The sequence below is a fragment of the Streptosporangium sp. OZ121 genome (genome assembly GCF_051918885.1).
Lineage (GTDB): Bacteria > Actinomycetota > Actinomycetes > Streptosporangiales > Streptosporangiaceae > Streptosporangium.
In genome coordinates, this window is sequence record NZ_JBPXMC010000003.1 from 295,214 (window position 1) to 315,165 (window position 19,952).

Below are 19,952 nucleotides of genomic sequence, written 5' to 3' on the forward strand. Positions count from 1 at the left end.
CCCGGGCCCGCGTCTCGGCGGGCGCGGGCCCGGACGTGCCGGAGCCGTCGCCGGTCCGGCGGGCCGGATCGTCCGGGCTACGGCAGGGAAAGGAGATAGTCCGGCCAGTTGCCGTGGTGGCTGATGTCGGGAGCCTGCTCGGTGGCGTACGGCTCGCAGAGGAAGCCGTGCACCGCGCGTCCGTCGGAGAGCCGGATCGTGCCGAGGCCGAGGGGCGGGGTGGTCTGCGTCAGCAGGATGCCGAGTGCCGAGGCGCTCAGGTCGTACAGCTCGACCTCCACCTGGACGCCGCCGGAGGTCGAGCGGACCAGCCCCGGGCGAGGCATGTCACCGTCGTCCAGGGCGTAGAGGCGGTAGAGGGGAGCCGTCAGGGCGGTCCCCAGGCCGGTGGCGCCGAGGGAGGTGAGCCGGCCGTGCAGGGGCTGGCCGGAGCGGTGCGCGCCGACCACGGCGAGCACCGCCCGCGCTTCCGGAGCGTGTACGGCCGGCGGCCGGACGCCCGGTCCGGAGGTGGCCGTCGATCGCGTGTCCGGGACAGGGACCGCGGGGCCGCCGGTCAGGCCGTGGAAGGCGGCGCCGAGACCGGCGAGGAGTTCGTCGGAGCCCGCCGGTCCCAGGAAGGTGACGCCGTGCGGACGGCCGGTGGTCGTCGTTCCGGCCGGTACGGAGATCCCGGCCAGGTCGAGGAGGTTGGTGAAGGTGGTGTAGTGGCCGAGGACCGCGTTGCGTTCGATCGGGCTTTCGAGCATCTCCGCGACGGTGAAGGTGGTGGGCACGGTCGGGACCGCTAGGACGTCCATCGAGGCCCATGCCCGCCGGGTCTCCGCGTTCAGCGCCCGCAGGCGGTAGAGCCCCTCGAAGGCGTCCACCGCGCTGAGCGCGCCGCCGCCGGACAGCACCTTCAGGGTGACCGGGTGGACCTCACCGGGGTTGCGGGCCACGAAGTCGCCGACCGCGGCGAGCCGTTCGGCGAGCCACGGTCCCTCGTACAGCAGCCGTCCCGCGGCGAGGAACGGGTCGAGGTCGACGGGGACGAGCCGGTGACCGAGGCCGGTGAGCCGTTCCGCCGCCTCCGCGAAGGCCGCCTCGGCGGCGGTGTCGCCGAAGAACTCCGGTTCGCGCGGCACCCCGATCCGCAGGGAGCACGCGGAAGGCGGCACAGGACCGGGGACGGGAAGCGCGCGTGACCAGGGGTCGGCGGGTTCGAAGGCGGCGATGACGGACAGGACGGCGAGACCGTCGGCGGCCGAGCGGGTGAAGACGCTCGGGCAGTCCAGCGACGCGCACGCGGGCACCACGCCGAGCGTGCTGACCAGGCCACGGCTCGGCTTGACCCCCACGGTGCCGGTGAGCGCGGCGGGCACCCGGCCGGAACCGGCCGTGTCGGTGCCGATGGCGAACGAGACCAGGTCCGAGGCCACCGCCACCGCGGAGCCCGAGCTGGACCCGCCGGAGATCAGGCCCGGTACCAGCGGCGACTCGCACGCGCCGTACGGGCTGCGGGTGCCCGACAGGCCGGTGGCGAACTGGTCCAGGTTGGTCTTGCCGACGAGGAGGGCGCCCGCCGCGAGCAGCCGTTCCACCAGCGGCGCACCGCTTTCCGGGATGTGGGAGTAGGCGGGGCAGGCCGCGGTGGTGGGCAGCCCGGCCACGTCCACGTTGTCCTTGACCGCGAACGGAACGCCGTAGAGCGGAGGACGGTCGTCCGGGTCAGGCCAGCGGCGGGCCAGCTCGGCAGCGTCGCCGAGCAGGTCCGCCGCCGGGCGCAGGGTGATCCACACGTGGTCGTCACCCCGCGCCGCGATCCGCGCGAGCACCTCCCCCGCGACATCGGAGGGGCGGGCCGTCCCGGAGCGGTAGAGGCCGGAGAGGCTCTCCAGATCCAGGCGGAGCGTGCTGTTCGTGCTGTTCGGGGCGGGGTGGGGCGTGCTGTCCGGATCAGGCGGAGGATGCATGTGCCTTTCCTGTGTGTACGTGGTTCCCGGTGCCCGGCATGGAGGCGCGGGGGCGCGGACCGGTTCGCGAGAGTCGTCGGCGTACGGCGTGCCCCGCGAGCCGGTGCCGGCCGGTTCGCGGGGCACCGCTCACGAGGTGGCGGGGGCCGCCGGCGAACCCGCGGCGACGGGTCTCGCGGCGGCCGGCTCGGGCGCGTCGGCGGCGACCGCCGTCTCCTCCGACGGCCTGGGCTTGAGGAAGATGAAGGCGAGCAGGATCAGCCCCGCGAAGAGGTAACCCAGGGAGACCTGGCCGTTGGCGTTCCACTCGACCCGTTCACCGTGGATCAGGCCGATGAAGGCCAGGGCCGCGCCGGCGAAGGCGTACCCGGCGGCCCACAGGAACGACCGGTCGATGATGAAGGCCGTGATCGAGCCGAGCACCAGGCCGGCGAGCACGGCGCCCCCGCCGAGCAGGGCCGTTCCCTCGTAGACCGTCCCGCTCCGCGCGATCGTGTCGTACCCGACCTCCCGCGCGCTGGTCCCCGCGGCGGCGAGCGCGTTGTCCATGTAGCCCTGCGCCCAGGCGGCGATGTTGGGAATGATCGCGATCACCACGGCCACCGCGTGAGCCTTCGGCACCGACTGGAACGCCTGGGCACCGATGAGCAGGCCGATGTAGAGCAGGATCGGCACGATCGCGGGCGCCGGCAGCACCGCGCCGAGCAGCGCGAACATGCCGAGGAAGCAGAACAGTGCGATCACGACGCCGCTCGCCATCGAGTAGCTCGTACGGCCGCCCGCGGACTTCCACCCCGGGTGGCCGATGTAGACGGCGGGCGGGAACGGCGAGCCCAGCATCGAGCCGACCACCGCGCCCGCGCCGTCGGCCAGGAGCACCGAGCGCAGGTTGTACGAGTCGCCCGCGGCGGCGGCGCTCTCCACGTTGCTCATGCCCTCGGTGAAGTTGTAGATGCCCAGGGGGATGGCGGTGGCCAGCAGCGGCGAGACCTGGCCGAGCCCTTCGAGCAGGCGGTCGATGTTCAGCGACGGCAGGCTCACCGCGATGTTCTCGGCGGCGGCGCCCACGTCGGCGGGGTTCATGTAGCCGCCGATCCAGGCGATCGCGGTACCGGCGAGGAGCGCGGCGAGCCCGACGGGGATGTTGCCCGGCAGCCTCAGGTCGGTGAAGAAGCCGACCATGATGATCACCAGCACCGGCAGCGCGATCCAGGCCGCCTCCCACATCTGCGCGGCGGGCCGCATCGAGATGAAGGCGATCGAGATGCCCGCCAGGGTGCCGAGCATCGCCGCCCTGGGGGTGAAGCGGCGGATGTACGGGCCCACGAAGGCGCCGATCAGCACGATGACGCCGATGATGAAGCACCAGGCGAGCCCCGCCACCCAGGCCTGCAGGGGGTTCCTGGTCGCCAGGTAGGTCGGCAGCATGATCACGAACACGACGATGAACATGTGCGGGACGCTGGGCCCGTACGGCATCGCGCACACGTCGGTGCGGTTCTCGCGGCGGGCCAGCCGCCGGGCGAGGTAGGTGTAGTACACGTTGCCGATCAGGAGCTGGATGCCCATCGCCGGGAGGATGACGCCGAAGACGTCGGAGCCGGGCAGGTGGACGACCCCGAGGCAGAGGCCGCTCAGCACCAGCACGTTGACCATCACGTTGAAGCCGAGGCCGAAGAAGGCGTTGGTGTCCCCGCTGACCCACCAGGGGAGCTTGAGTTTGACGGGGTCGGTTGTCGTGGTCATCGGTCAGCTCCGTGTTTCGAGTGCCTTGAGATAGCCGCCGGAGGGGGCGACCCAGCCGAAGATGCCGCCCTGGGCGGCGATCATTTCGAGCCCGTACCGCTGGAACTCGGCGAAGTACGAGCCCACGCAGTCGGACAGGACCAGGCACTCGTAACCCCGGTCGTTCGCCTCGCGGACGGTGGTGTGCACGCACACCTCGGTGGTGACACCGGTGACGATCAGGCTGCGGATGTCCGCCGCCCGCAGGGTCCGGTCCAGGTCGGTGGCGTGGAAGGAGCCCTTGCCGGGCTTGTCGACGACCAGCTCGCCCTCGGCGGGGGCCAGCTCGTCGATGATGTCGTGGCCGTACTCGCCGCGGATCAGGATCCGTCCCCTGGGGCCGGGGTCCCCGATGCGCAGCGACGGCGCGCCGCGGCCGAGCTTGGCGGGCGGGCAGTCGGACAGGTCGGGCAGATGCCCCTCGCGGGTGTGGATGACGGTCATCCCCGCCGCGCGGGTGGCGGCCAGCACCTCCTGGAGCGGCGGGATGACCCGCCGCAGCATGGACACGTCGTTGCCCAGGGTCTCCCCGAAACCCCCGGGCTCGACGAAGTCCCGTTGCATGTCGATGAGCAGCAGCGCTGTGTGTCGCGGATCGAATCCGTATGCGTACGGCTCGGCCTCGACGAGAAGCGGATCGGACACGTTGACTCCGTTCCTCGGATCCTCCTTTTGTCGATTGTCGACAGAATTGTGTCCGTGGTTTTCCCGCCCGGTTACGCTTCTGTTAGCGGCTCGGACCGGAGCGTGATCGCACCGCCCGGCGCGCCTCCCCGGTGGCCGTGCGTCGGCCGGGACGGTCGCCGAGCTCGGTCGGGTTCCGGCCGGGATCGCGGATGCGGACACCGGTCGCCGGGCCCGGGACGCGCCCCTCGGCGGAGGTGTTCAGCCGATGTAGGTGCGCGCCCCGTGCCGGGACAGGGCGTCGAGCGCGGTGGCCGGGTCGCCGGAGGCGATGGCCTCGAAGAGCCGCCGGTGCCGCTCCACCCCCTCGGACGGGGCTCGCTGCTCGGCCTCCCTGCGCAGGTTCGCGGCCATGTAGAGCTGTAGCTTCAGGATGACGGGCTCGTACGCCATCAGCAGCTGGCGGTGGCCCGCGAGCGCGACGAGCGCGACGTGGAAGCGCCGGTGCGCCTCGTTCTCGCTGAACGGGTCGTCCAGCCGCACCGCCGACGCCATGCCCTCCAACGCCTCGGCCAGCGCGGTCATGTCGTGGACCCCGGAGAGCGGCAGCGCGGTCTCGACCGCGTAGCGTTCGAGCACGTCGCGCAGCCCGAACAGCTCGTCCACGTCGCCCCTGGTCAGCTCGGTGACGCGGGCTCCCCGCCGAGGCAGGTGCTCCACCAGCCCCTGCTGCCCGAGCGACCGCAGCGCCTCGCGCAGCGGCGCCCGGCTGATGCCGAACCGCTGGGTGAGCTGCTCCTCGATCAGCCGCGCGCCCGGCGCGAGGGCGCCGGAGAGGATCTCGTGACGGAGCCGCCGCATCGAAAGCTCGACCAGGCTGGGGTGTTTCAGCTCCCCATCGGGTTCCACCCGTCCAACTCCTCTCGACGTGTGGAACAAACTCTCTCAGAGTTCGGCCGGATTCCCGCGCGCGGGATGGCGGCGCGGCCGGGGGCGGCCCGGTTCACGCGCTCTTCGCGTTCGTGTCCGAGGCGTGTCCCCGGCATGCCCGAACACGCCTCGGACCCGGGAGCACCCCGCTCCCGCCGTCCTCACCGCCCGGTCCTCACCGCCCGGTCCTCACGGCTCGGTCCTCACAGCTCGGACGGAGCCTGCTCGCCCGCCCAGTCGAGGAGCCGCGTCGCGCTCTGGAAGCGCCGGTCGGCGTTGGACTCGCCGAGGATGACGCCGACGAGCCGGTGGCCGTCGCGGTCGGCGGCGAAGGACAGGCAGTATCCGGCGGCGCTGGTGTAGCCGGTCTTCAGGCCCATGACCCCGGGCGTCTTGCCGAGCAGCTTGTTGGAGTTGGTCCAGGAGTGCGCCCGGTGCACCTTGGACTTCGCCACGACGTGGCGCCTGGTGGACGCGATGATCCGCAGCAGCGGGTCGCGCAGCGCGAGATCGGCCAGCTTCGCCTGGTCCAGGGCGGTGGAGTGACCGGGAGCCGGCTTCGGCAGGCCGTCGGCATTGGCGTAACGGGTGTCGACCAGCCCCATCGAGCGGGCCGTGGCGTTCATCTTCGCCACGAACTTCGCGTTGCCGGGACCGTAGACGCGGGCCAGGGCGTGGGAGGCGTCCGCCCCCGAGGGGAGCATGACCGCGTAGAGCAGGTCCCTGACGGTGAGCCGCTCCCCGGCGCGAAGGGAGGCGTGGGTCGCGCCGTTCGCCGCCGCGTGCCGCACGTCCGCCGCCTGGATCGTGACGGTGTCGTCCGGCTTCGCCTCCCTGAGGACGACGTACGCCGTCATGACCTTGGTCAGGCTGGCCACCGGCATCCGCTTCCCCGCCTGCCTGCTCAGGTGGACCGTTCCCGTGCCCGCGTCGTACAGGTACGCGGCCCGTCCCGGCACCGAGGGCACGGCGCGCCGCTCCGCCGCGGGCGCGGAGATGAGGGCGAGCGCGCCGGACGCGGCGGTGAGGACGGACGCGCGGGGCGCGGACGGCGCGGTGACCAGGGCGGACGCCATGGCCCCGGTGCTCGGGACGTGCGCCGGAGACCTGCCGGGCGGCGCGGGTGCCGAGGACACCGCGGCCAGAGCGGGCACCGCAGACACGGTGGCCAGGGTGACCGCGGTGACCAGCGCGGCGCGGGCTATGAGGCGTGTTCCCCCGTGATGCATGCGAGCCATGCTGACAGAGGTCACCGTTGATATGCGGAAGTTGGCGGTTTGGCTATGGAAAAGTTGACATCGGTGCCGTGTGCGGACGTGAAGGGACGATCGCGGGAGCGGTCTCACCCGGCGCATCCGGGTTCGCGCCACGATCCCCGCCCGGCCGGTGTCTCGCCCGGCGTCCGGGCTCGCGCGACCGTCACGACCCGCGGTTCAGGCCGCGGCGGCCAGTCTCTCCGCCTCGCGGCGGGCGGCCCGGTGGCGGCGCCAGCGGACGAACCCGACGACCACCGCGACCGCCACCAGCGCGGCCAGGCCCGCCAGGAGCGGCGACCGCGCGGCCAGCCCCAGCCAGCCCCAGATCACCGAGTACAGGCCGAAGGAGGTCACCGGCACCCAGGTCAGGCAGCCGAGCGCGCTGGCCACGACGTACCAGGGGTAGGAGATCCGCAGCACCCCGGCCACCCAGGGCAGCGTGTGGCGCAGCCCGGGCACCCAGAAGCAGGCGTAGACGGCGAGCGCGCCCCACTTCCTGACGACGTTCTCGACCCGGGTGATGTTCTCCTGGCCGATCTTGGCGCCCAGCCGCGAGGTGTAGAGCCTGGAGCCCAGGACGTGGCCGATCCAGTAGTAGGCCTGGAACGCGCCGAACAGGGCCAGGCCGCCGACGATCACCCAGAGCCACAGGGGCATGCCCAGGAAGGACGCGGAGGCCGGGTCGGGGATGCCCGCCACAACAGGTCGCACTCTGAACATCACCACCACGGTCGTTCCACCTGCCTACCTCGATATTAGGGGAGGCTTACCTGAACCGGCAGACCGGCGCCCTTCCGGCGACCCGGTTGCAAGCGGACGTCAACTCCAGGGCAAGAGCCGTGGCGTACACCTGGGATGTAACGAAGAAAGGTGTCTGTCATGAGTCCGCGTAGCAGTGTGGCGCCGATGGTGGCGAGTGGAACCGCGAGTGCCGTCAAGCTGCTCGTCGCCACCCTCGCCTTTGCCGGAGCCTACCTGGGGGTGGAGGCCACCCACGGCACCCAGGCCCGGATCCCGGCCGGCGCGGCGGCGCAGGCGCCGGTGCGGACGGTGGAGCTGTCGTCGCGGTCGATGCCGGCCACGGAGCGGGTCCCGGCCGCCGCGGAGCGGGTCTCCGCCGCGGGCGCGGTTCCCGCCGCGGGCACGGCCCCCGGTACGGTCACGGCCCCCGGTACGGTCACCGTCAGCGCGCTCGAGGCGCTCGGTCCCTGCGACAGGCTGTACCAGGTTCAGAGCGTCGTCGGCAACGAGGACCCCCGGGCCACCGTCTCCTACGGCTGGCGCCTGGAGCGCTGGAGCCCGGGTACCCGCCGCTGGCAGACCTACCTGGGCACCGGGTCCGGCTTCGGCGGCGAGAGCCAGACCGTCGAGTGGCAGCCCAGGATCGTCAACAACCCCGGCTGGTACCGCGTCGTGCTGTCGGTCTCCGGCGACGCCCCGCTGCGCAGCAAGAAGTTCCTCGTCAGCTGCTGATCCGCCCGCTCCGCGCCTCTTCCCCGGCCTCTGCCTCTGGGAAACGCCCCCACGGGAAGCGCCCACCCGGGAAGCGCCGGCCCAGGGAAGCTCCGACACAGAGAAGCGCCGACCCGGGGAAACGCTGTCCCTGGGAAGAGCCGACCCCAGGAGAGGCCGGCCCGGGGAGGCGCCGGCCCGGGAGGCGTCAGCCGCCGAGGGAGCGCTGTGCCGCCTCCACCCACCGGCCCACGCCGACCCGCTCGGCCACCGCGAGGGCGTTCTCGTAGTGCGGCTTCACCGCGTCGGCGAAGCCCAGCCGCAGCGCCAGATCGCCCAGGGTCAGGGCCACCGGCCAGAGCGCCACCACCCCGGTTCCGGCGCCCGCGATCCGGTCGGCGAACGGCTTCAGCGTGTCGTACGCCTCGATCATCCGCTCCCGGTCGTCCAGCAGCATGCCCGCCAGGGCCCGCCAGATCATCGCCAGCTCGTAGAGGAAGTCGGGGCGCACGGGCGTCTTCACCGCGATCACGGCCCGCGCGTCGCGGTGGTGACCCGCCGAGGCGAGGGCCACCGCGTAGGCGTCGAGGGTCCACTTGGCCCCGCGCTGGTGCGCCTCGGCCAGCGGCTCGACCATCTCGGCGGCCCGCCCGTTCACCAGGTGCAGGCAGAACGTGGTGATCAGCGGCAGGTCCTGGCGGCCCTCCAGCATCCCGGCCTTGGCGGTCAGCCGGGCGGCCTCGCGGTAGGCGCGCTCCGCCCCGGCGAAGTCACCGGCGATCATCAGGCGCTGCCCGGCGTACCAGGCGACCACCGAGGCCGGCGCGGACAGGCCGTACTGCCTGGCCAGCCGCTCGGCGGCGGCCACGTGCGCGTCGGCCTCGGCGAACGCGCCCGAGGCGGCCGCGCACTCCATCAGCACCAGGTGGGCCAGCGCCTGCACCGAGATCTGCCCGGTCGTCTTGCCGACCTCCAGCAGCTCCCTGCCGATGACCTCGCGCTCGCCCACCGGAGTGATCCCGTACGACTGGCGCAGCCGCCCGCTCAGCGCGGTCGCCAGCAGGGCGGGGTCACCGGACCGGCGGGCCAGCTCCTCGGCCTCCAGCGAGGCCTGCTCGCCCCGGGGGGTGGCCGACCCCTCCAGCTCCAGCGCGAGCGTGGCCAGCAGGCTCGCCCGCAGCGACTGCTCACCGGCGGGCAGCTCGACCAGCGCCTGCTCGGCGACGTCGACGATCTCCCAGGCGGTGCGGGTGAAGTCGCGGGCCATGCCCTTGTGCGGCACCGCCAGCGAGGCGGCCACCCGGGCGGTGAGCTCCAGGTTGCCCAGCGGCAGCGCCGCGTCCATCGCCTCGCGCCGCCGCCTGCGGGCCGCGGCCATGTCGCCGCAGAGCGCCAGCGCCTTGATCAGCCGCAGGGTCAGCAGCAGCCGATCCCTGGTGCTGTCTGGCGTGTGGGTGATGCCCGACCTGTCGAAGGCGGCGATGGCCTGCTCCCACAGGGTGGCCGCCTCGCGGTGGGCGAAGCGCCGCTCGGCCTGCTCGGCGGCGAGCCCGGCGTAGTGCACCGTCTTGCCGGCGGTCTCGCTGGTGCCCGCCGAGTCGTAGTGGTGGGCCAGCGCGGCCACGTCGCCGGGGTTCCTGCGCTCGATCACCGAGGCCACCGCGGCGTGCAGCCGGGAGCGGCGCAGCCGGGAGGCGTCGGAGTACAGGGTGTCGCGGACCAGGTCGTGGTCGAAGCGCAGCATGCCGGGGCCCGGCTCGGTGACCAGGCCGGCGAGCAGCGCGGCCTCCACCGCGTCGACCACGGCCTCCTCGTCGCCCGAGACGTCGACCAGCACGTCCACGTCGACGTCCCGGCCGATCACCGCGGCCTGCAGCAGGATCTGCTGGGCGGTCGCGGGCAGCCGGGAGATCCGCCTGCGCAGCACGTCGCGGACGCCGGAGGGCACGCCGGAGATCACCTCGGCGGCCGTGGCGCGGTCGCTCACCGCCTCGGCGTCGAGCAGGCGCACCGTCTCGCGGACGAAGAAGGGGTTGCCGCCGGTGCGCTCGACGATGCTGTTGACCGCGTCCTCGTCGACCTCGCGCACGCAGGTCGCCCTGACCAGCTCGGCCACCGCCTTGGTGTCGAGCCCGGTGAGGCCGACCCGGACGGGACCGAGCCTGGCCAGCGCGGCCAGCACGTCGGCCTGCTGGTCGCTCAGCTCGCTGTCGCGGCAGGTCACCACCAGCAGCACCCGGCTGGTGGCGAGCAGGCTCGGCAGGGCGCGCAGCAGCGCCAGCGTCTGGTCGTCGGCCCAGTGCAGGTCCTCCAGGGTGAGCAGGATCGGCGTCTCCTTGGCGACGGCGGCGAGGTAGCCGCCCACCGCCCGGTGCAGCCGGAACCCGCCGGAGGCCTGGTCGTCGTCGGGCTCGGGGGCCGCGTCGTCGAGGAGCGGCGCCAGCAGCGAGGCGTACTCGCCGGGCCCTGCCGCGTTCACCAGGGTGCGCAGGATCTCCACCCACGCCCAGCCGGGAGGCGTGGCGCTGCTGTCGGGACAGGCGCCCGAGGAGATGCCCCAACCGTCGTCGGACAGCCGCCTGATGAGCTGGCGGACCAGGGTGGTCTTGCCCGCGCCCGCGTCGCCGCTGATGATCGCGACGGTGAACCGGCCGGTCCTGGCCGCGGCGGTGGTCAGCCTGCCCAGCTCGGCGTCACGGCCGACGAACGGCTCCGGCTCCAGCGGGGGAAGCTCCACCTGGGCCACCGTGGGCCTGGGCGGCCAGGTCTCCGCGGCCACCTGCTGGCGCTGCCTGCCCGGCGGCGGGGTGGCGAGCTGCAGGCCGGGATCCTGGGACAGGATGTCGGACTCCAGCTTGCGCAGCGCCGGGCCCGGGTCGATGCCCAGCTCGTCGGAGAGGATCGTGCGCGCCCGGCGCAGCGCCGCCAGCGCGTCGCCCTGCCGCCCGCAGCGGTACAGGCCCAGGGCGAGCAGCCGCCAGCCCTCCTCGCGGAGCGGGTGCTCGGTGGTCAGCGCCTCCAGGTCGGGCACCGACTCGGCGGGCAGGCCCATCCGCAGGCCGCTGTCGGCGTGCCGCTCGCGGGCCACCAGGCGCAGCTCGGTGAGCCGGTTGACCTCGGCCTCGGCCCACGGCTGGTCGGCGAAGTCGGAGTACGGGGTGCCGCGCCACAGGCCCAGGGCCTTCTCCAGGCGGGCCCGCGCGGAGGCGGGGTCGTCGCCCTCCAGGTGCTCTCCGGCGGTGCGGACCAGCGTCTCGAAGCGGAGCGCGTCGACCTGGTCGGGAGCGGCGCGCAGCGCGTAGCCGGAGGCCACGGTCACCAGCAGCCGGTTGGGGCCCCCGCGCGGACGGCCCGGCTCCAGCACCCTGCGCAGCCGGGAGATGTAGACCTGAAGACCCGACTGGGCGCCCTTGGCCGCGTCGTCGTCCCACAGGTCGTACAGCAGGGAGTCGACGGGAACGACCTGCCCGCGCGCGACGAGCAGGCGTGCCAGGACCGCACGTTGACGAAGCCCGCCCAGGTCGAGCTCGTCCTCACCGGAATACGCCTCGACCGGGCCGAGAACTCGGAAAGCCACCATGTCAGCCGCCACGCTATGTGGGCCTTCCAATCGCATACAAGGTATTTCCCAATCTAGCGGCTGATCGACTCCTTTTCAGGGGCCGGAGTGGCGTTCTCACGCCTGCGCAGGAACGTCCACACCCCCAGCGCCAGCCCGCCGAAGGGGATTTCGACAGTGTAGGTCCAGAACCCGAAAAGCAGGGCGGCGGCGGTGGCGGAGTCCAGCGGAGCGCCGAAGAAGACCAGCGCGCCGATGGTTCCGGCCTCCATTATTCCGGTACCGCTGGGAGTCACCAAAGCGGTGGTCAAGACCCTGGACAGGGCGAAGGCGGCGATCGACTGCGCCAGGCCGGGGTAGGCGCCGGTCGCGTGCAGGCAGACGACGAGGATCAGCCACTGGAAGCCGAGGAAGAAGACCATGCCCAGTGTCAGCCCGGCCCAGCGGCTCCGCACGATCTCGGAGGTGTCGGCCCGCAGCTTGGTCAGCGCCCCGGAGGCGGCGTGCTCGCCGGGACGGATCCGGCCGGGGAGCAGCCGGGTCAGGGCGTCGAGGCCGCGGCCCAGCACGTTCGCGGCGCGGTCCCAGTAGAGGGCGACGGTCACCACGGCGACCAGCGCCAGGATGGACAGCACGCCGACCCAGCCCGCCCTGGTCACCGAGGGGCTGAGCGGCTGCCCGCTGAACAGCAGGGCCACGATGCCCGCCGCCGGCAGCAGGAAGCGGAACAGGGTGTTCCAGATGCCGGTGGTCAGCGTGGAGACCAGCACCGGCCGGGTGGGAAAACCCCACCCCCTGGTCATCGCGAACGTCATCGCCACCCCGGCCGCGCCGCCGAAGGGGAGCAGGTTGCTCACCGCGCTGCCGCTCGCGTTCAGCGTCAGGGCCTGCAGGTGGGTCAGCCCGGGAAGGGAGGCGGTCAGCACGAAGGTGTAGGCGAGGAGGCTGAGCAGCCAGACGGCGGCCATCAGCGCGACCTCCCGGGGCCCCAGCGAGGCGAACTGCGCGCCGATCTGCGCCCAGGAGACGTGCTTGCCCGTCAGGGCCGCCACGACCTGGGGCATGAAGAACACGAGCGTGGCGGCGAGTGCCAGCGACACGACCGACAGCCCGACCTGGAGCAATCTGCTCTTCATGTGACCCGCCCGCTCTTCATCCGGCACCCCCGGTCAAGTCTGCCGGTCCCGTTCTCATCCTTTCGGAGGAACTTCGAAGGGGTGCCTCAGCCGGGAGCCCAGGGGGGCGTCCCGGCGGACGTACCACTCGGTGCCGAAGACGAGACGGTACAGAGGCCGGGGGATCTTGAGCATCACCCCGAGCGTGCGGGTGTCGGCGCCGGTGGCCTGGGAGGCGTGGGCGGCCATGCTCGCCCGCTTCTGGCGGGCGAAGCGCCGCACGGCGACCCGGTGGGTGATCACCTCGCCGGGGGAGTACGCCCGCTCGAAGGCCCGGATGTCGAGCTGCGGGTAGAACCTCCTGGCGAGCCGCAGCCCCCGCAGCAGGGGGTCGCGGTTGACGGTGGCCTCCAGCACGATCGGGGTCTTCGCGATCTCGGCCGCCCGGCCGCCGACCCGGTGCACCTGGACGTGGTCGGGGTGGCCGTAGCCGCCCGCCGGGTCGTAGGTCGTCAGCAGGTCGGCCTTCTCCTCGGTGAGGATGGCGGCCAGCCGCCGGGCGGCCTCCTCGACGTCGGCGTCGATGAAGGCGTCGTCGGGCCGGTCGTCGGCGACCCCGCCGCCGGGCGCGAGCCCGGAGTCGCCGTAGCCGAGGTTCACCACGCGGGCGCAGCCGAGTGCCGCCGCCGATTTGTACAGCTCGGCCATGCGGGCGGCGCCCAGCGCCTCACCGGGTTCGAGGTCGGCCTGGCCCCGCTCTCCGGAGGTCGCCACGACGAGCACCACCCGGTGGCCCTCGGCGGCGAGCATCGCCATGGTGCCCGCGGTGAGCAGGGCCTCGTCGTCGGGATGGGCATGAAAGAACACTGCTGTCTTGACGCTGCTGATCAGGCTCACTCCGTTCGCGCGACTCGGGCGCGCCCACGCGGGGCACGCAGGCATGATCTCACGCGGGTCTACGCTGGCACGGTGAGGATCCTCCACATCAGTGACTGTTATCTGCCGCGTCTCGGCGGGATCGAGGTGCAGGTCGCCGATCTGATCCGGATGCAGCGGGAGGCGGGTCACCAGGTCGAGGTGGCGACCGCCACCCCGGGGGAGAGCCTTCCCGGGGTGCACAGGATCGTCGCGAGACTCCCCTTCGACCTGCCGGTCCATCCCTTCGGGACGGGACACCTGCTCCGTCTGGTGAGAGCGCGGCGACCCGACGTGGTGCACGTGCACACGGGCGCGGTCTCGCCGTTCGCCTGGATGGGCGTGCGGGCGGCGACCCGCGCGGGCCTGCCCGTGGTCGTCACCGTGCACAGCATGTGGGACCCGGTCACGCGGGCGGTCTACCGGGGACTGCGGCTGCTGTTCGGGTGGCACCGCTGGGGGCTGGTGGGCACCGCGGTGAGCGAGGCCGCCGCGCTGCCGATCCGCGCGGTGGCCGGGCCCGGCGTGCCGGTGCACGTGGTCTCCAACGGCCTGGACGTCTCGGGCTGGCGCTCCGCGTCCCTTCCCGCGCCTCCTTCGCCGCCTCCCGCCGATCACGTACGCCCCGAGGCGGGCGGGGATCCCTCGCGGCCCGAGCCGGAGGGCGGTCCGGTACGGCCCGAGCCGGTGCACGTCGTCGCGGTGGGGCGGCTCGCGCCCCGCAAGCAGCCGGTCCGGTTGCTGAAGCTCCTGCGGGAGGCCCGTGCCCAGGTGCCGGGGGAGACGCCGATGCGGGCGACCGTCGTCGGGGACGGCCCGGCCCGGTCGCAGATGGAGCGCTATCTGAGGGCCAACGGCATGACCGGCTGGGTCTCGCTCCCCGGCCGCTACAGCCGCGACCAGATCCGGGAGCTGCTCGCCTCGACGGACGTGTTCGTCGCCCCCGCGCCCCGCGAGTCCTTCGGGCTGGCGGCGCTGGAGGCCAGGGCCGCGGGGGTGCCGGTGGTGGCGCGCGCGCAGAGCGGGGTGGCCGACTTCGTACGGCCCGGCAAGGAAGGGCTGCTCGGGAGGAGCTTCGACGACCTGGTCGCGTCGGTGGCCAGGCTGGTCCGCGACCGCGAGCTGCGCGAGTCGATCGCGGCGAACAACCGGGAGACCGAACCCGTCCGCAGCTCCTGGCCCGCGGTGCTCGAAGGCTTCGGGCGCTGCTACGAGCAGGCCCGCGCCGCCAGGACCTGACGTGCCCCGCCTCGCGCGGGCGAGGGCCGGCGGTCGCGTGGGCCGGGCCGGGGGGCGGGGCCGGGGGGCGGGACTGAGGCGGGGAAACGTGCGAGGCCCCTGCCGCGCGGTGGCAGGGGCCTCGATGGAACCCGATGGAACCCGATGGAACCCGGTGGAACCCGGTGGAACCCGGTGGAGATGGTCGGTACGGCCGCCGCACCGCACTGCCCCCCGCAGGCGGGGCGGCGGCCGTACCCGGAGTGCCTCCTGTCACCAGGAGGCACGAGTCCGGTTGACGGGTTCGTCCAGGAGCGGGCCCCTAGGCGCAGGCCGCGGCGAGCTTGGTGCTCGCCTCCTGGGCCTTCGTCGCCAGCGATCCCGCGGCCGTGGCGGCCGCGGCCGGGTCGTTCGGGTCGATCTTGACCGACTCGAAGGACGCGGCGAAGTCGTTGAGGGCGGTGGCCACCTCGCCGTCGGCCGTGCCCGCCAGTGCCTTGAGGTCGGCGGCGAGCTTGGCGGTGGCGTCGTTGTACTTGTTGAGGTCACCGGCGCTCGACGTGGCGGCGGTGGTGAAGTCCGCGAAGGGCTTCGACCACGCGGCCTCGGTGCAGACCGCGCTGTTGGCGGACGACGCGCCACAGGCGGCGGTCATCGATATGAGAGCGATTCCCGCGGCGGCGGCGACGGCGAGGCGGCGGGAAGAGAGGGCGCGGAACATTTCTGCCTTTCATTGCATTTCGTGACAGTTGGAACTGTAGGCAGGGTTCCTTGCGGATCACTTTCATGACGCTTACAACAGTGACTCGTGTGACCTGACGTGATTTCGCCCCCGCGATGGGTAAGGGCGGGGTATGGCTGAGGCGATCGTCGATCCCGGTTCCGGTCAGCACTCGCTCAAGCGGGTCATCGGGCGCAAGGTGCTCCTTCTGTTCGTGGTGGGCGACATCCTCGGCGCGGGCATCTACGCCCTGGTCGGGAAGGTCGCCGGACACGTCGGCGGGGCGCTGTGGGCGCCCTTCCTCGTGGCTTTCGTGCTGGCCGCGCTGACGGCGACCGCCTATGCCGAACTTGTCGGTAAATATCCTCAAGCAGCCGGTGCCGCGCTTTATGCGAACAAAGCGTTCAATATTCCCTTTGTCACTTTTATCGTGGCGTTCGCGGTGCTGATGAGCGGGATCACCTCGGCGAGTGCGGCCGCGCGGGCCTTCGGCGGCGACTATCTGGGGGAGTTCGTCACGCTGCCGGTCGTCGTCGGCGCGTTCATCTTCCTCGGCCTGATCACGCTGGTGAACTTCGCCGGGATCTCCGAGTCCATCAAGGTCAACGTGGTGCTGACGATCATCGAGGCGTTCGGCCTGCTGGTCATCATCGCGATCGGGATCTTCGCCCTGGTGTCCGGTGACGGCGACCCGGGGCGGGCCCTGGAGTTCCACCCGGCCAACGGCGCCTTCCTCGGCGTCCTGGGAGGTACGGCTCTCGCCTTCTACGCCCTGCTCGGCTTCGAGGACTCGGTCAACCTCGCCGAGGAGGCCAAGGAGCCGCAGCGAGACTTCCCTCGCGCGCTCTTCGGTGGCCTGACCATCGCGGCGATCATCTACATGGGGGTCGCGTTCACGGCGACCATGCTGGTCGACACCAAGACGCTGACGGACTCGTCAGGCCCGCTGCTCGAGGTCGTCAAGGTCGCCGGGCTGGCGTTCCCGCCCAAGCTGTTCGCCCTGATCGCGCTGCTCGCGGTGGGCAACACCGCGCTGATCAACATGCTCATGGCCTCGCGCCTGGTCTACGGCATGGCGCGTGAGGGGATCGTGCCGCGGGTCTTCGCGGCGGTCCATCCGACGAGGTCCACCCCGTGGGTGGCCATCGTCTTCACCGTGGGTGTCGCGGCGGTGCTGGTCGCCACCGGCGACGTGGGCGGCCTGGCCGACACCACGGTGCTGTTGTTGTTGTGCGTCTTCACGCTGGTCAACGTGGCCGTGCTGCTTCTCCGCGGGGACCGGGTGGACCATGATCACTTCCGGGCGCCGAGCTGGATGCCGGTCCTGGGGGCGGTGGTCTGTTTCGTCCTGGTGCTTCCGGTCACCGGCAGGGGCGTGGACGTCTACGTCCGCGCGGGAGTGCTGCTCGTGATCGGAGTGGCCCTCTGGTTCGTCAACCGGCTGTTCCTCTCAGAAGGGCAGCGCTCGTCCTGAGGGCGTACGGAGGTCCAGGGCGACGGGTTTCCGGGGCGGCCGGGGCTTTTGGAGGATAAGAACCTTTTTCATGTGATACTCCCTCTTTGTTGGAGTTTGAGAGAGACTACGTCACCTGACCGACTTTTTCACGGATTTTTTACCAAGCGCGTGCAGGTCTGGGGTGGGGTCAGGGGTTCTAGGGGTCACGTGAGCGCGCGGATCCGGGCGGCGTCCAGGGCGGAGATCTGCCCTCTGTCGTCCCGGTCATGTCGTCGAGGGCTCTGTCGTAGCGTTTGGGAGTAATAGCCCGCCATGTCCGCACAGTAAGCGGCTCATGTTTCCGGCAGGGACACCGTGTGTTCCAAGTCCGCGACCTCGGCGCCGCGCGAGGCGGCCGGGCCGCGACCTCGGAGACGAGATCGGTAGACGAGATCAGCCGCAGGATCGGCGGTGGGATCGACGGTGATTATCAGCGGTGGGATCGGCGGTGAGTATCAGCGGCGGAGCACGAAGGCCTTCTCGTCGTCGCCCACGCCGACCGAGCCCACCGCCCACAGTGTGCCGGTGCCCGGTACCCGGGTCAGGCCGGTGCCTCCGACGTCGTCGGTCTCGTCGTACTGCTGGGTGGTGGTGTAGGTGCGGAACAGCGGACCGTACTCGCGTGACCAGGCGGCGCCGTCGAAGCGGAGGATGAGCACCTGTCCGGCGTGATCGGCGTCGACGCCGCTGATCCACAGGTCACCGGGGCCGGAGGCGGTGACCCCGTGCAGGCTCCCCCGGGAGACCGGCACCTCGACCCGCGTCCAGCGGGTCCCGTCCCAGCGCAGGACGAGCGGCCGTGTCTCCTCGCCGCCCGCCCGGGCGTCCGGCGGCGTCTCCGCCTGGGCGCTCGGCCCGGTCTCGCCCTCCGGTCGCGCCCCCGGGGCGGCGGAGACCTGCCCGACCGCCCACACCTCCGACGGCGAGACCTGCCAGACCTGGCTGAGCCGGCCGCCGGGGATCGGAGGCGTCTCCAGGCTCTCCCACGATCCGGCCGTGCCGTGCCAGACCAGCGGGGTCCGGGTCTCGCTCGTTCCCACCGCCCAGACGTGTCCCGCCCCGGAGGTGATCGCCTCGAAGGTGCCCCCGGTGCTCAGCACGTTGCGGAACTCGCCGCCCGCCCACTCCAGGACGACCGCGCCTGAGGGGCCGTTCGCGGTGAACCACGCGTCGCCGCCGCTCGCCGTGACGTCCGACAGCCGGTAGTCCTCGGCCACCCCGAAGGGCCGGTGCGGGGCCCACGCCCGCCCGTTCCAGTGCGCGGCGAGCGCGCTCGGGCCGTTGCCCACCACCCACACGTCGTCGGGCCCGGCCGCGCCGACCCCCTCCAGGTGATGGGCTCCGGCCCCCTCGCCCAGGGGCATCTCCCGCCAGCGACTCCCGTTCCAGCGGAGGACGGCGGGCGTGCCCTCCCTGTCCTCGGCGCTGTCCTGGTATCCGACGGCCCAGGCGTCGCGGGGCCCGGTCGCCGCCACGTCGAGCAGCGCCGTGCCGCCCGACAGCTTCGCGGCCCCCACGGCCGTCCACTCGGCGGATGCGGCGATCGCCCCGGTCGCCACCGGACTCGCCGAGGGGTCCCGCGGCGCGGGGCTCGGGGAGCCCGGGGAGGTGGAGTCGGGGGAGGAGGGGGTCAGCGAGGCCGTACCGCCCGGCGCCGGTGTCGCAGTGGGCGGGGTGGGCGGGGTGGGCGCTGCCGGGGCCGCGCTGCACGCGGCGGTCAGGAGCGTTCCGACGACCAGTACCGCCACCGGGCGCGCTTTCAGCATGCCACCATTGTTCCGCATGCCTCCGCCGTCCGGCCGTGCCCGCGATGATTAGAACCGCCTGGCTGGGGCACCGGGGACTTAGGCGGGAGAGGATGCCGATGTCGAAGGCTGAGGAGGACGCGAGATTCCGCGTCCGAGCCGACAAGCACAGCCATTTCACCGCCCTGCACGCGGTGGGGGCACTGGACTACGGGTCCTCCCCGTTGCTGAAGGAGCAGGCAGACGCCGCGTTGGGGGCGATGGACCACCCGCGCCTGGTGATCGACCTCACCGAGGTCACCTTCTGCGACTCCACCGGATACGGCGTGCTCATGTACGCCCTCACCCGCGTCCGCAGGCTCGCGGGCTCCCTCGTCCTCGTCGGTCCCTCCACCGTGATGAGGCAACGGCTGAGCCGTCTGGGGGTGGCGGAGTTGTTCGACACCCGGCGCACGGTCGAAGAGGCGGTGGAGGCGTTTCCCGAGACGACGTGAACGGCCGGGCTTCTCCGCACCAGGGCGATCCGTGCCGTATGGGACAGTTATTGTTGCTTGGGCAAAGGGTCGGTCAGAGGGTTGGTCATGTTCGTGGGAGATGAGCCGGAGACGGTCTTTACCGCCACATCCGGACTGCACGGTACGACGCTCGTCGTACGGGCGAGTGGAGAGCTTGATCATTACCACACGTCCGTGCTCCGCGAGGAGATGGGAAGGGCATGGGACTCCCTGCCCTCGCCGATGCTGATCCTCGACCTGTCCGCCCTGACCTTCTGCGACTCCTCCGGGATCGGCGAGCTGCTCCAGGTGCGCCACCAGGGCCTGAACAGGGGGGTGCGGGTCATCCTCACCGGCGTCCAGGGCAATCTGGCCAGGCGGCTCCACCTCGCCGGCCTGATCCAGGTGTTCGAGGTGTTCCCCTCCGTGGCCGACGCGCTCGAGGTCGCCTGAGGCCCTTGCGGCGGCCCTGCTCTCCGCACCGCCTGGGGCTTCGTGGTGCTCGAGCTCTCTCCGGGACCGGCCTGTCGCGCTGCCGCCTGTCGAAGACCGGCATCCGCCTCGCCCCGTTTCACCGCCACCGGGATCCACTGTCCGTAGAAGGTCTCTTCTGCTCTCCGCATGAAGATCGACTCTGTTCTCCGCATGAAGATCGACCAGATCAGGGGCCTGATAATGAGCTCGCAAT

At 72.2% G+C, this 19,952-nt stretch carries 16 protein-coding genes; 5 read left to right on the forward strand and 11 right to left on the reverse strand.

Annotated features, from left to right (window positions below; all coding sequences use genetic code 11):
* Positions 1–77 precede the first annotated feature (77 nt).
* The 6 genes from atzF to ACTOQ1_RS09000 all read right to left on the reverse strand — a co-directional run bounded on the left by atzF (position 78) and on the right by ACTOQ1_RS09000 (position 7,270).
* Positions 78–1,955 (reverse strand): allophanate hydrolase, encoded by a 1,878-nt coding sequence (atzF, locus tag ACTOQ1_RS08975; RefSeq protein ID WP_440065788.1) that lies wholly within the window; start codon positions 1,953–1,955, stop codon positions 78–80.
* Positions 1,956–2,084: 129 nt separating this feature from the next.
* Positions 2,085–3,701 carry a hypothetical protein gene (locus tag ACTOQ1_RS08980; protein ID WP_440065789.1) on the reverse strand — a complete coding sequence of 539 codons (1,617 nt, stop codon included), beginning with the start codon at positions 3,699–3,701 and terminating at the stop codon, positions 2,085–2,087.
* A 3-nt stretch (positions 3,702–3,704) separates the two neighbouring features.
* Positions 3,705–4,385, reverse strand: a complete 681-nt coding sequence (locus tag ACTOQ1_RS08985) for a cysteine hydrolase family protein (RefSeq protein ID WP_440065790.1) — start codon at positions 4,383–4,385, stop codon at positions 3,705–3,707.
* A gap of 240 nt (positions 4,386–4,625) precedes the next feature.
* Positions 4,626–5,273, reverse strand: a complete 648-nt coding sequence (locus ACTOQ1_RS08990) for a GntR family transcriptional regulator (protein WP_440065791.1) — start codon at positions 5,271–5,273, stop codon at positions 4,626–4,628.
* 224 nt (positions 5,274–5,497) lie between these two features.
* Positions 5,498–6,523, reverse strand: coding sequence for a serine hydrolase (locus tag ACTOQ1_RS08995; RefSeq protein ID WP_440065792.1), 1,026 nt, complete (start codon positions 6,521–6,523; stop codon positions 5,498–5,500).
* A 204-nt stretch (positions 6,524–6,727) separates the two neighbouring features.
* Positions 6,728–7,270 carry a DedA family protein gene (locus tag ACTOQ1_RS09000; RefSeq protein ID WP_440065793.1) on the reverse strand — a complete coding sequence of 181 codons (543 nt, stop codon included), beginning with the start codon at positions 7,268–7,270 and terminating at the stop codon, positions 6,728–6,730.
* 159 nt (positions 7,271–7,429) lie between these two features.
* Between ACTOQ1_RS09000 and ACTOQ1_RS09005 the strand changes: the two genes are divergently transcribed.
* Positions 7,430–8,023 carry a hypothetical protein gene (locus tag ACTOQ1_RS09005; RefSeq protein WP_440065794.1) on the forward strand — a complete coding sequence of 198 codons (594 nt, stop codon included), beginning with the start codon at positions 7,430–7,432 and terminating at the stop codon, positions 8,021–8,023.
* A 187-nt stretch (positions 8,024–8,210) separates the two neighbouring features.
* On the opposite strand, the gene ACTOQ1_RS09010 is transcribed toward ACTOQ1_RS09005, so the two are convergent.
* From ACTOQ1_RS09010 to ACTOQ1_RS09020, 3 genes are read right to left on the reverse strand one after another with little or no spacing between them, the layout of a single operon-like run.
* Positions 8,211–11,582 carry a BTAD domain-containing putative transcriptional regulator gene (locus tag ACTOQ1_RS09010; RefSeq protein WP_440065795.1) on the reverse strand — a complete coding sequence of 1,124 codons (3,372 nt, stop codon included), beginning with the start codon at positions 11,580–11,582 and terminating at the stop codon, positions 8,211–8,213.
* Positions 11,583–11,635: 53 nt separating this feature from the next.
* Entirely contained in the window at positions 11,636–12,697 is a 1,062-nt protein-coding gene (locus ACTOQ1_RS09015; RefSeq protein WP_440065796.1) for a lysylphosphatidylglycerol synthase transmembrane domain-containing protein, read from the reverse strand.
* Between the two features lie 54 nt (positions 12,698–12,751).
* Positions 12,752–13,573 (reverse strand): PIG-L deacetylase family protein, encoded by an 822-nt coding sequence (locus ACTOQ1_RS09020; RefSeq protein ID WP_440065797.1) that lies wholly within the window; start codon positions 13,571–13,573, stop codon positions 12,752–12,754.
* A 72-nt stretch (positions 13,574–13,645) separates the two neighbouring features.
* Between ACTOQ1_RS09020 and ACTOQ1_RS09025 the strand changes: the two genes are divergently transcribed.
* Positions 13,646–14,830, forward strand: coding sequence for a glycosyltransferase family 4 protein (locus ACTOQ1_RS09025; protein WP_440065798.1), 1,185 nt, complete (start codon positions 13,646–13,648; stop codon positions 14,828–14,830).
* Between the two features lie 301 nt (positions 14,831–15,131).
* Here the strand turns inward: ACTOQ1_RS09025 and ACTOQ1_RS09030 are convergent, their stop codons facing one another.
* On the reverse strand, positions 15,132–15,530 hold the full coding sequence (locus ACTOQ1_RS09030; protein WP_440065799.1) for a hypothetical protein: 399 nt from the start codon (positions 15,528–15,530) through the stop codon (positions 15,132–15,134).
* A gap of 133 nt (positions 15,531–15,663) precedes the next feature.
* On the opposite strand from ACTOQ1_RS09030, the gene ACTOQ1_RS09035 reads away from it, so the two are divergent.
* A complete protein-coding gene (locus ACTOQ1_RS09035; protein WP_440065800.1) occupies positions 15,664–17,004 on the forward strand; it encodes an APC family permease in 1,341 nt (446 codons plus the stop codon).
* 476 nt (positions 17,005–17,480) lie between these two features.
* Here ACTOQ1_RS09035 and ACTOQ1_RS09040 read toward each other — a convergent pair whose 3' ends face one another.
* Positions 17,481–18,791, reverse strand: a complete 1,311-nt coding sequence (locus tag ACTOQ1_RS09040; protein WP_440065801.1) for a hypothetical protein — start codon at positions 18,789–18,791, stop codon at positions 17,481–17,483.
* Positions 18,792–18,889: 98 nt separating this feature from the next.
* Here ACTOQ1_RS09040 and ACTOQ1_RS09045 point away from each other — a divergent pair, with 98 nt between their 5' ends.
* Both ACTOQ1_RS09045 and ACTOQ1_RS09050 read left to right on the forward strand, forming a co-directional pair.
* A complete protein-coding gene (locus ACTOQ1_RS09045; RefSeq protein ID WP_440065803.1) occupies positions 18,890–19,264 on the forward strand; it encodes an STAS domain-containing protein in 375 nt (124 codons plus the stop codon).
* 87 nt (positions 19,265–19,351) lie between these two features.
* Positions 19,352–19,717 (forward strand): STAS domain-containing protein, encoded by a 366-nt coding sequence (locus tag ACTOQ1_RS09050; protein WP_440065804.1) that lies wholly within the window; start codon positions 19,352–19,354, stop codon positions 19,715–19,717.
* Positions 19,718–19,952 lie beyond the last annotated feature (235 nt).

Coding starts and splice junctions, on each gene's coding strand:
- ACTOQ1_RS09035 (WP_440065800.1), top strand. CDS start 15,664: ATGGCTGAGGCGATCGTCGATCCCGGTTCCGGTCAGCACTCGCTCAAG.
- ACTOQ1_RS08995 (WP_440065792.1), bottom strand. CDS start 6,523: ATGCATCACGGGGGAACACGCCTCATAGCCCGCGCCGCGCTGGTCACC.
- ACTOQ1_RS09010 (WP_440065795.1), bottom strand. CDS start 11,582: ATGGTGGCTTTCCGAGTTCTCGGCCCGGTCGAGGCGTATTCCGGTGAG.
- ACTOQ1_RS09050 (WP_440065804.1), top strand. CDS start 19,352: ATGTTCGTGGGAGATGAGCCGGAGACGGTCTTTACCGCCACATCCGGA.
- ACTOQ1_RS08980 (WP_440065789.1), bottom strand. CDS start 3,701: ATGACCACGACAACCGACCCCGTCAAACTCAAGCTCCCCTGGTGGGTC.
- ACTOQ1_RS09040 (WP_440065801.1), bottom strand. CDS start 18,791: ATGCTGAAAGCGCGCCCGGTGGCGGTACTGGTCGTCGGAACGCTCCTG.
- ACTOQ1_RS09015 (WP_440065796.1), bottom strand. CDS start 12,697: ATGAAGAGCAGATTGCTCCAGGTCGGGCTGTCGGTCGTGTCGCTGGCA.
- ACTOQ1_RS09005 (WP_440065794.1), top strand. CDS start 7,430: ATGAGTCCGCGTAGCAGTGTGGCGCCGATGGTGGCGAGTGGAACCGCG.
- ACTOQ1_RS09030 (WP_440065799.1), bottom strand. CDS start 15,530: ATGTTCCGCGCCCTCTCTTCCCGCCGCCTCGCCGTCGCCGCCGCCGCG.
- ACTOQ1_RS09045 (WP_440065803.1), top strand. CDS start 18,890: ATGTCGAAGGCTGAGGAGGACGCGAGATTCCGCGTCCGAGCCGACAAG.
- atzF (WP_440065788.1), bottom strand. CDS start 1,955: ATGCATCCTCCGCCTGATCCGGACAGCACGCCCCACCCCGCCCCGAAC.
- ACTOQ1_RS09000 (WP_440065793.1), bottom strand. CDS start 7,270: ATGTTCAGAGTGCGACCTGTTGTGGCGGGCATCCCCGACCCGGCCTCC.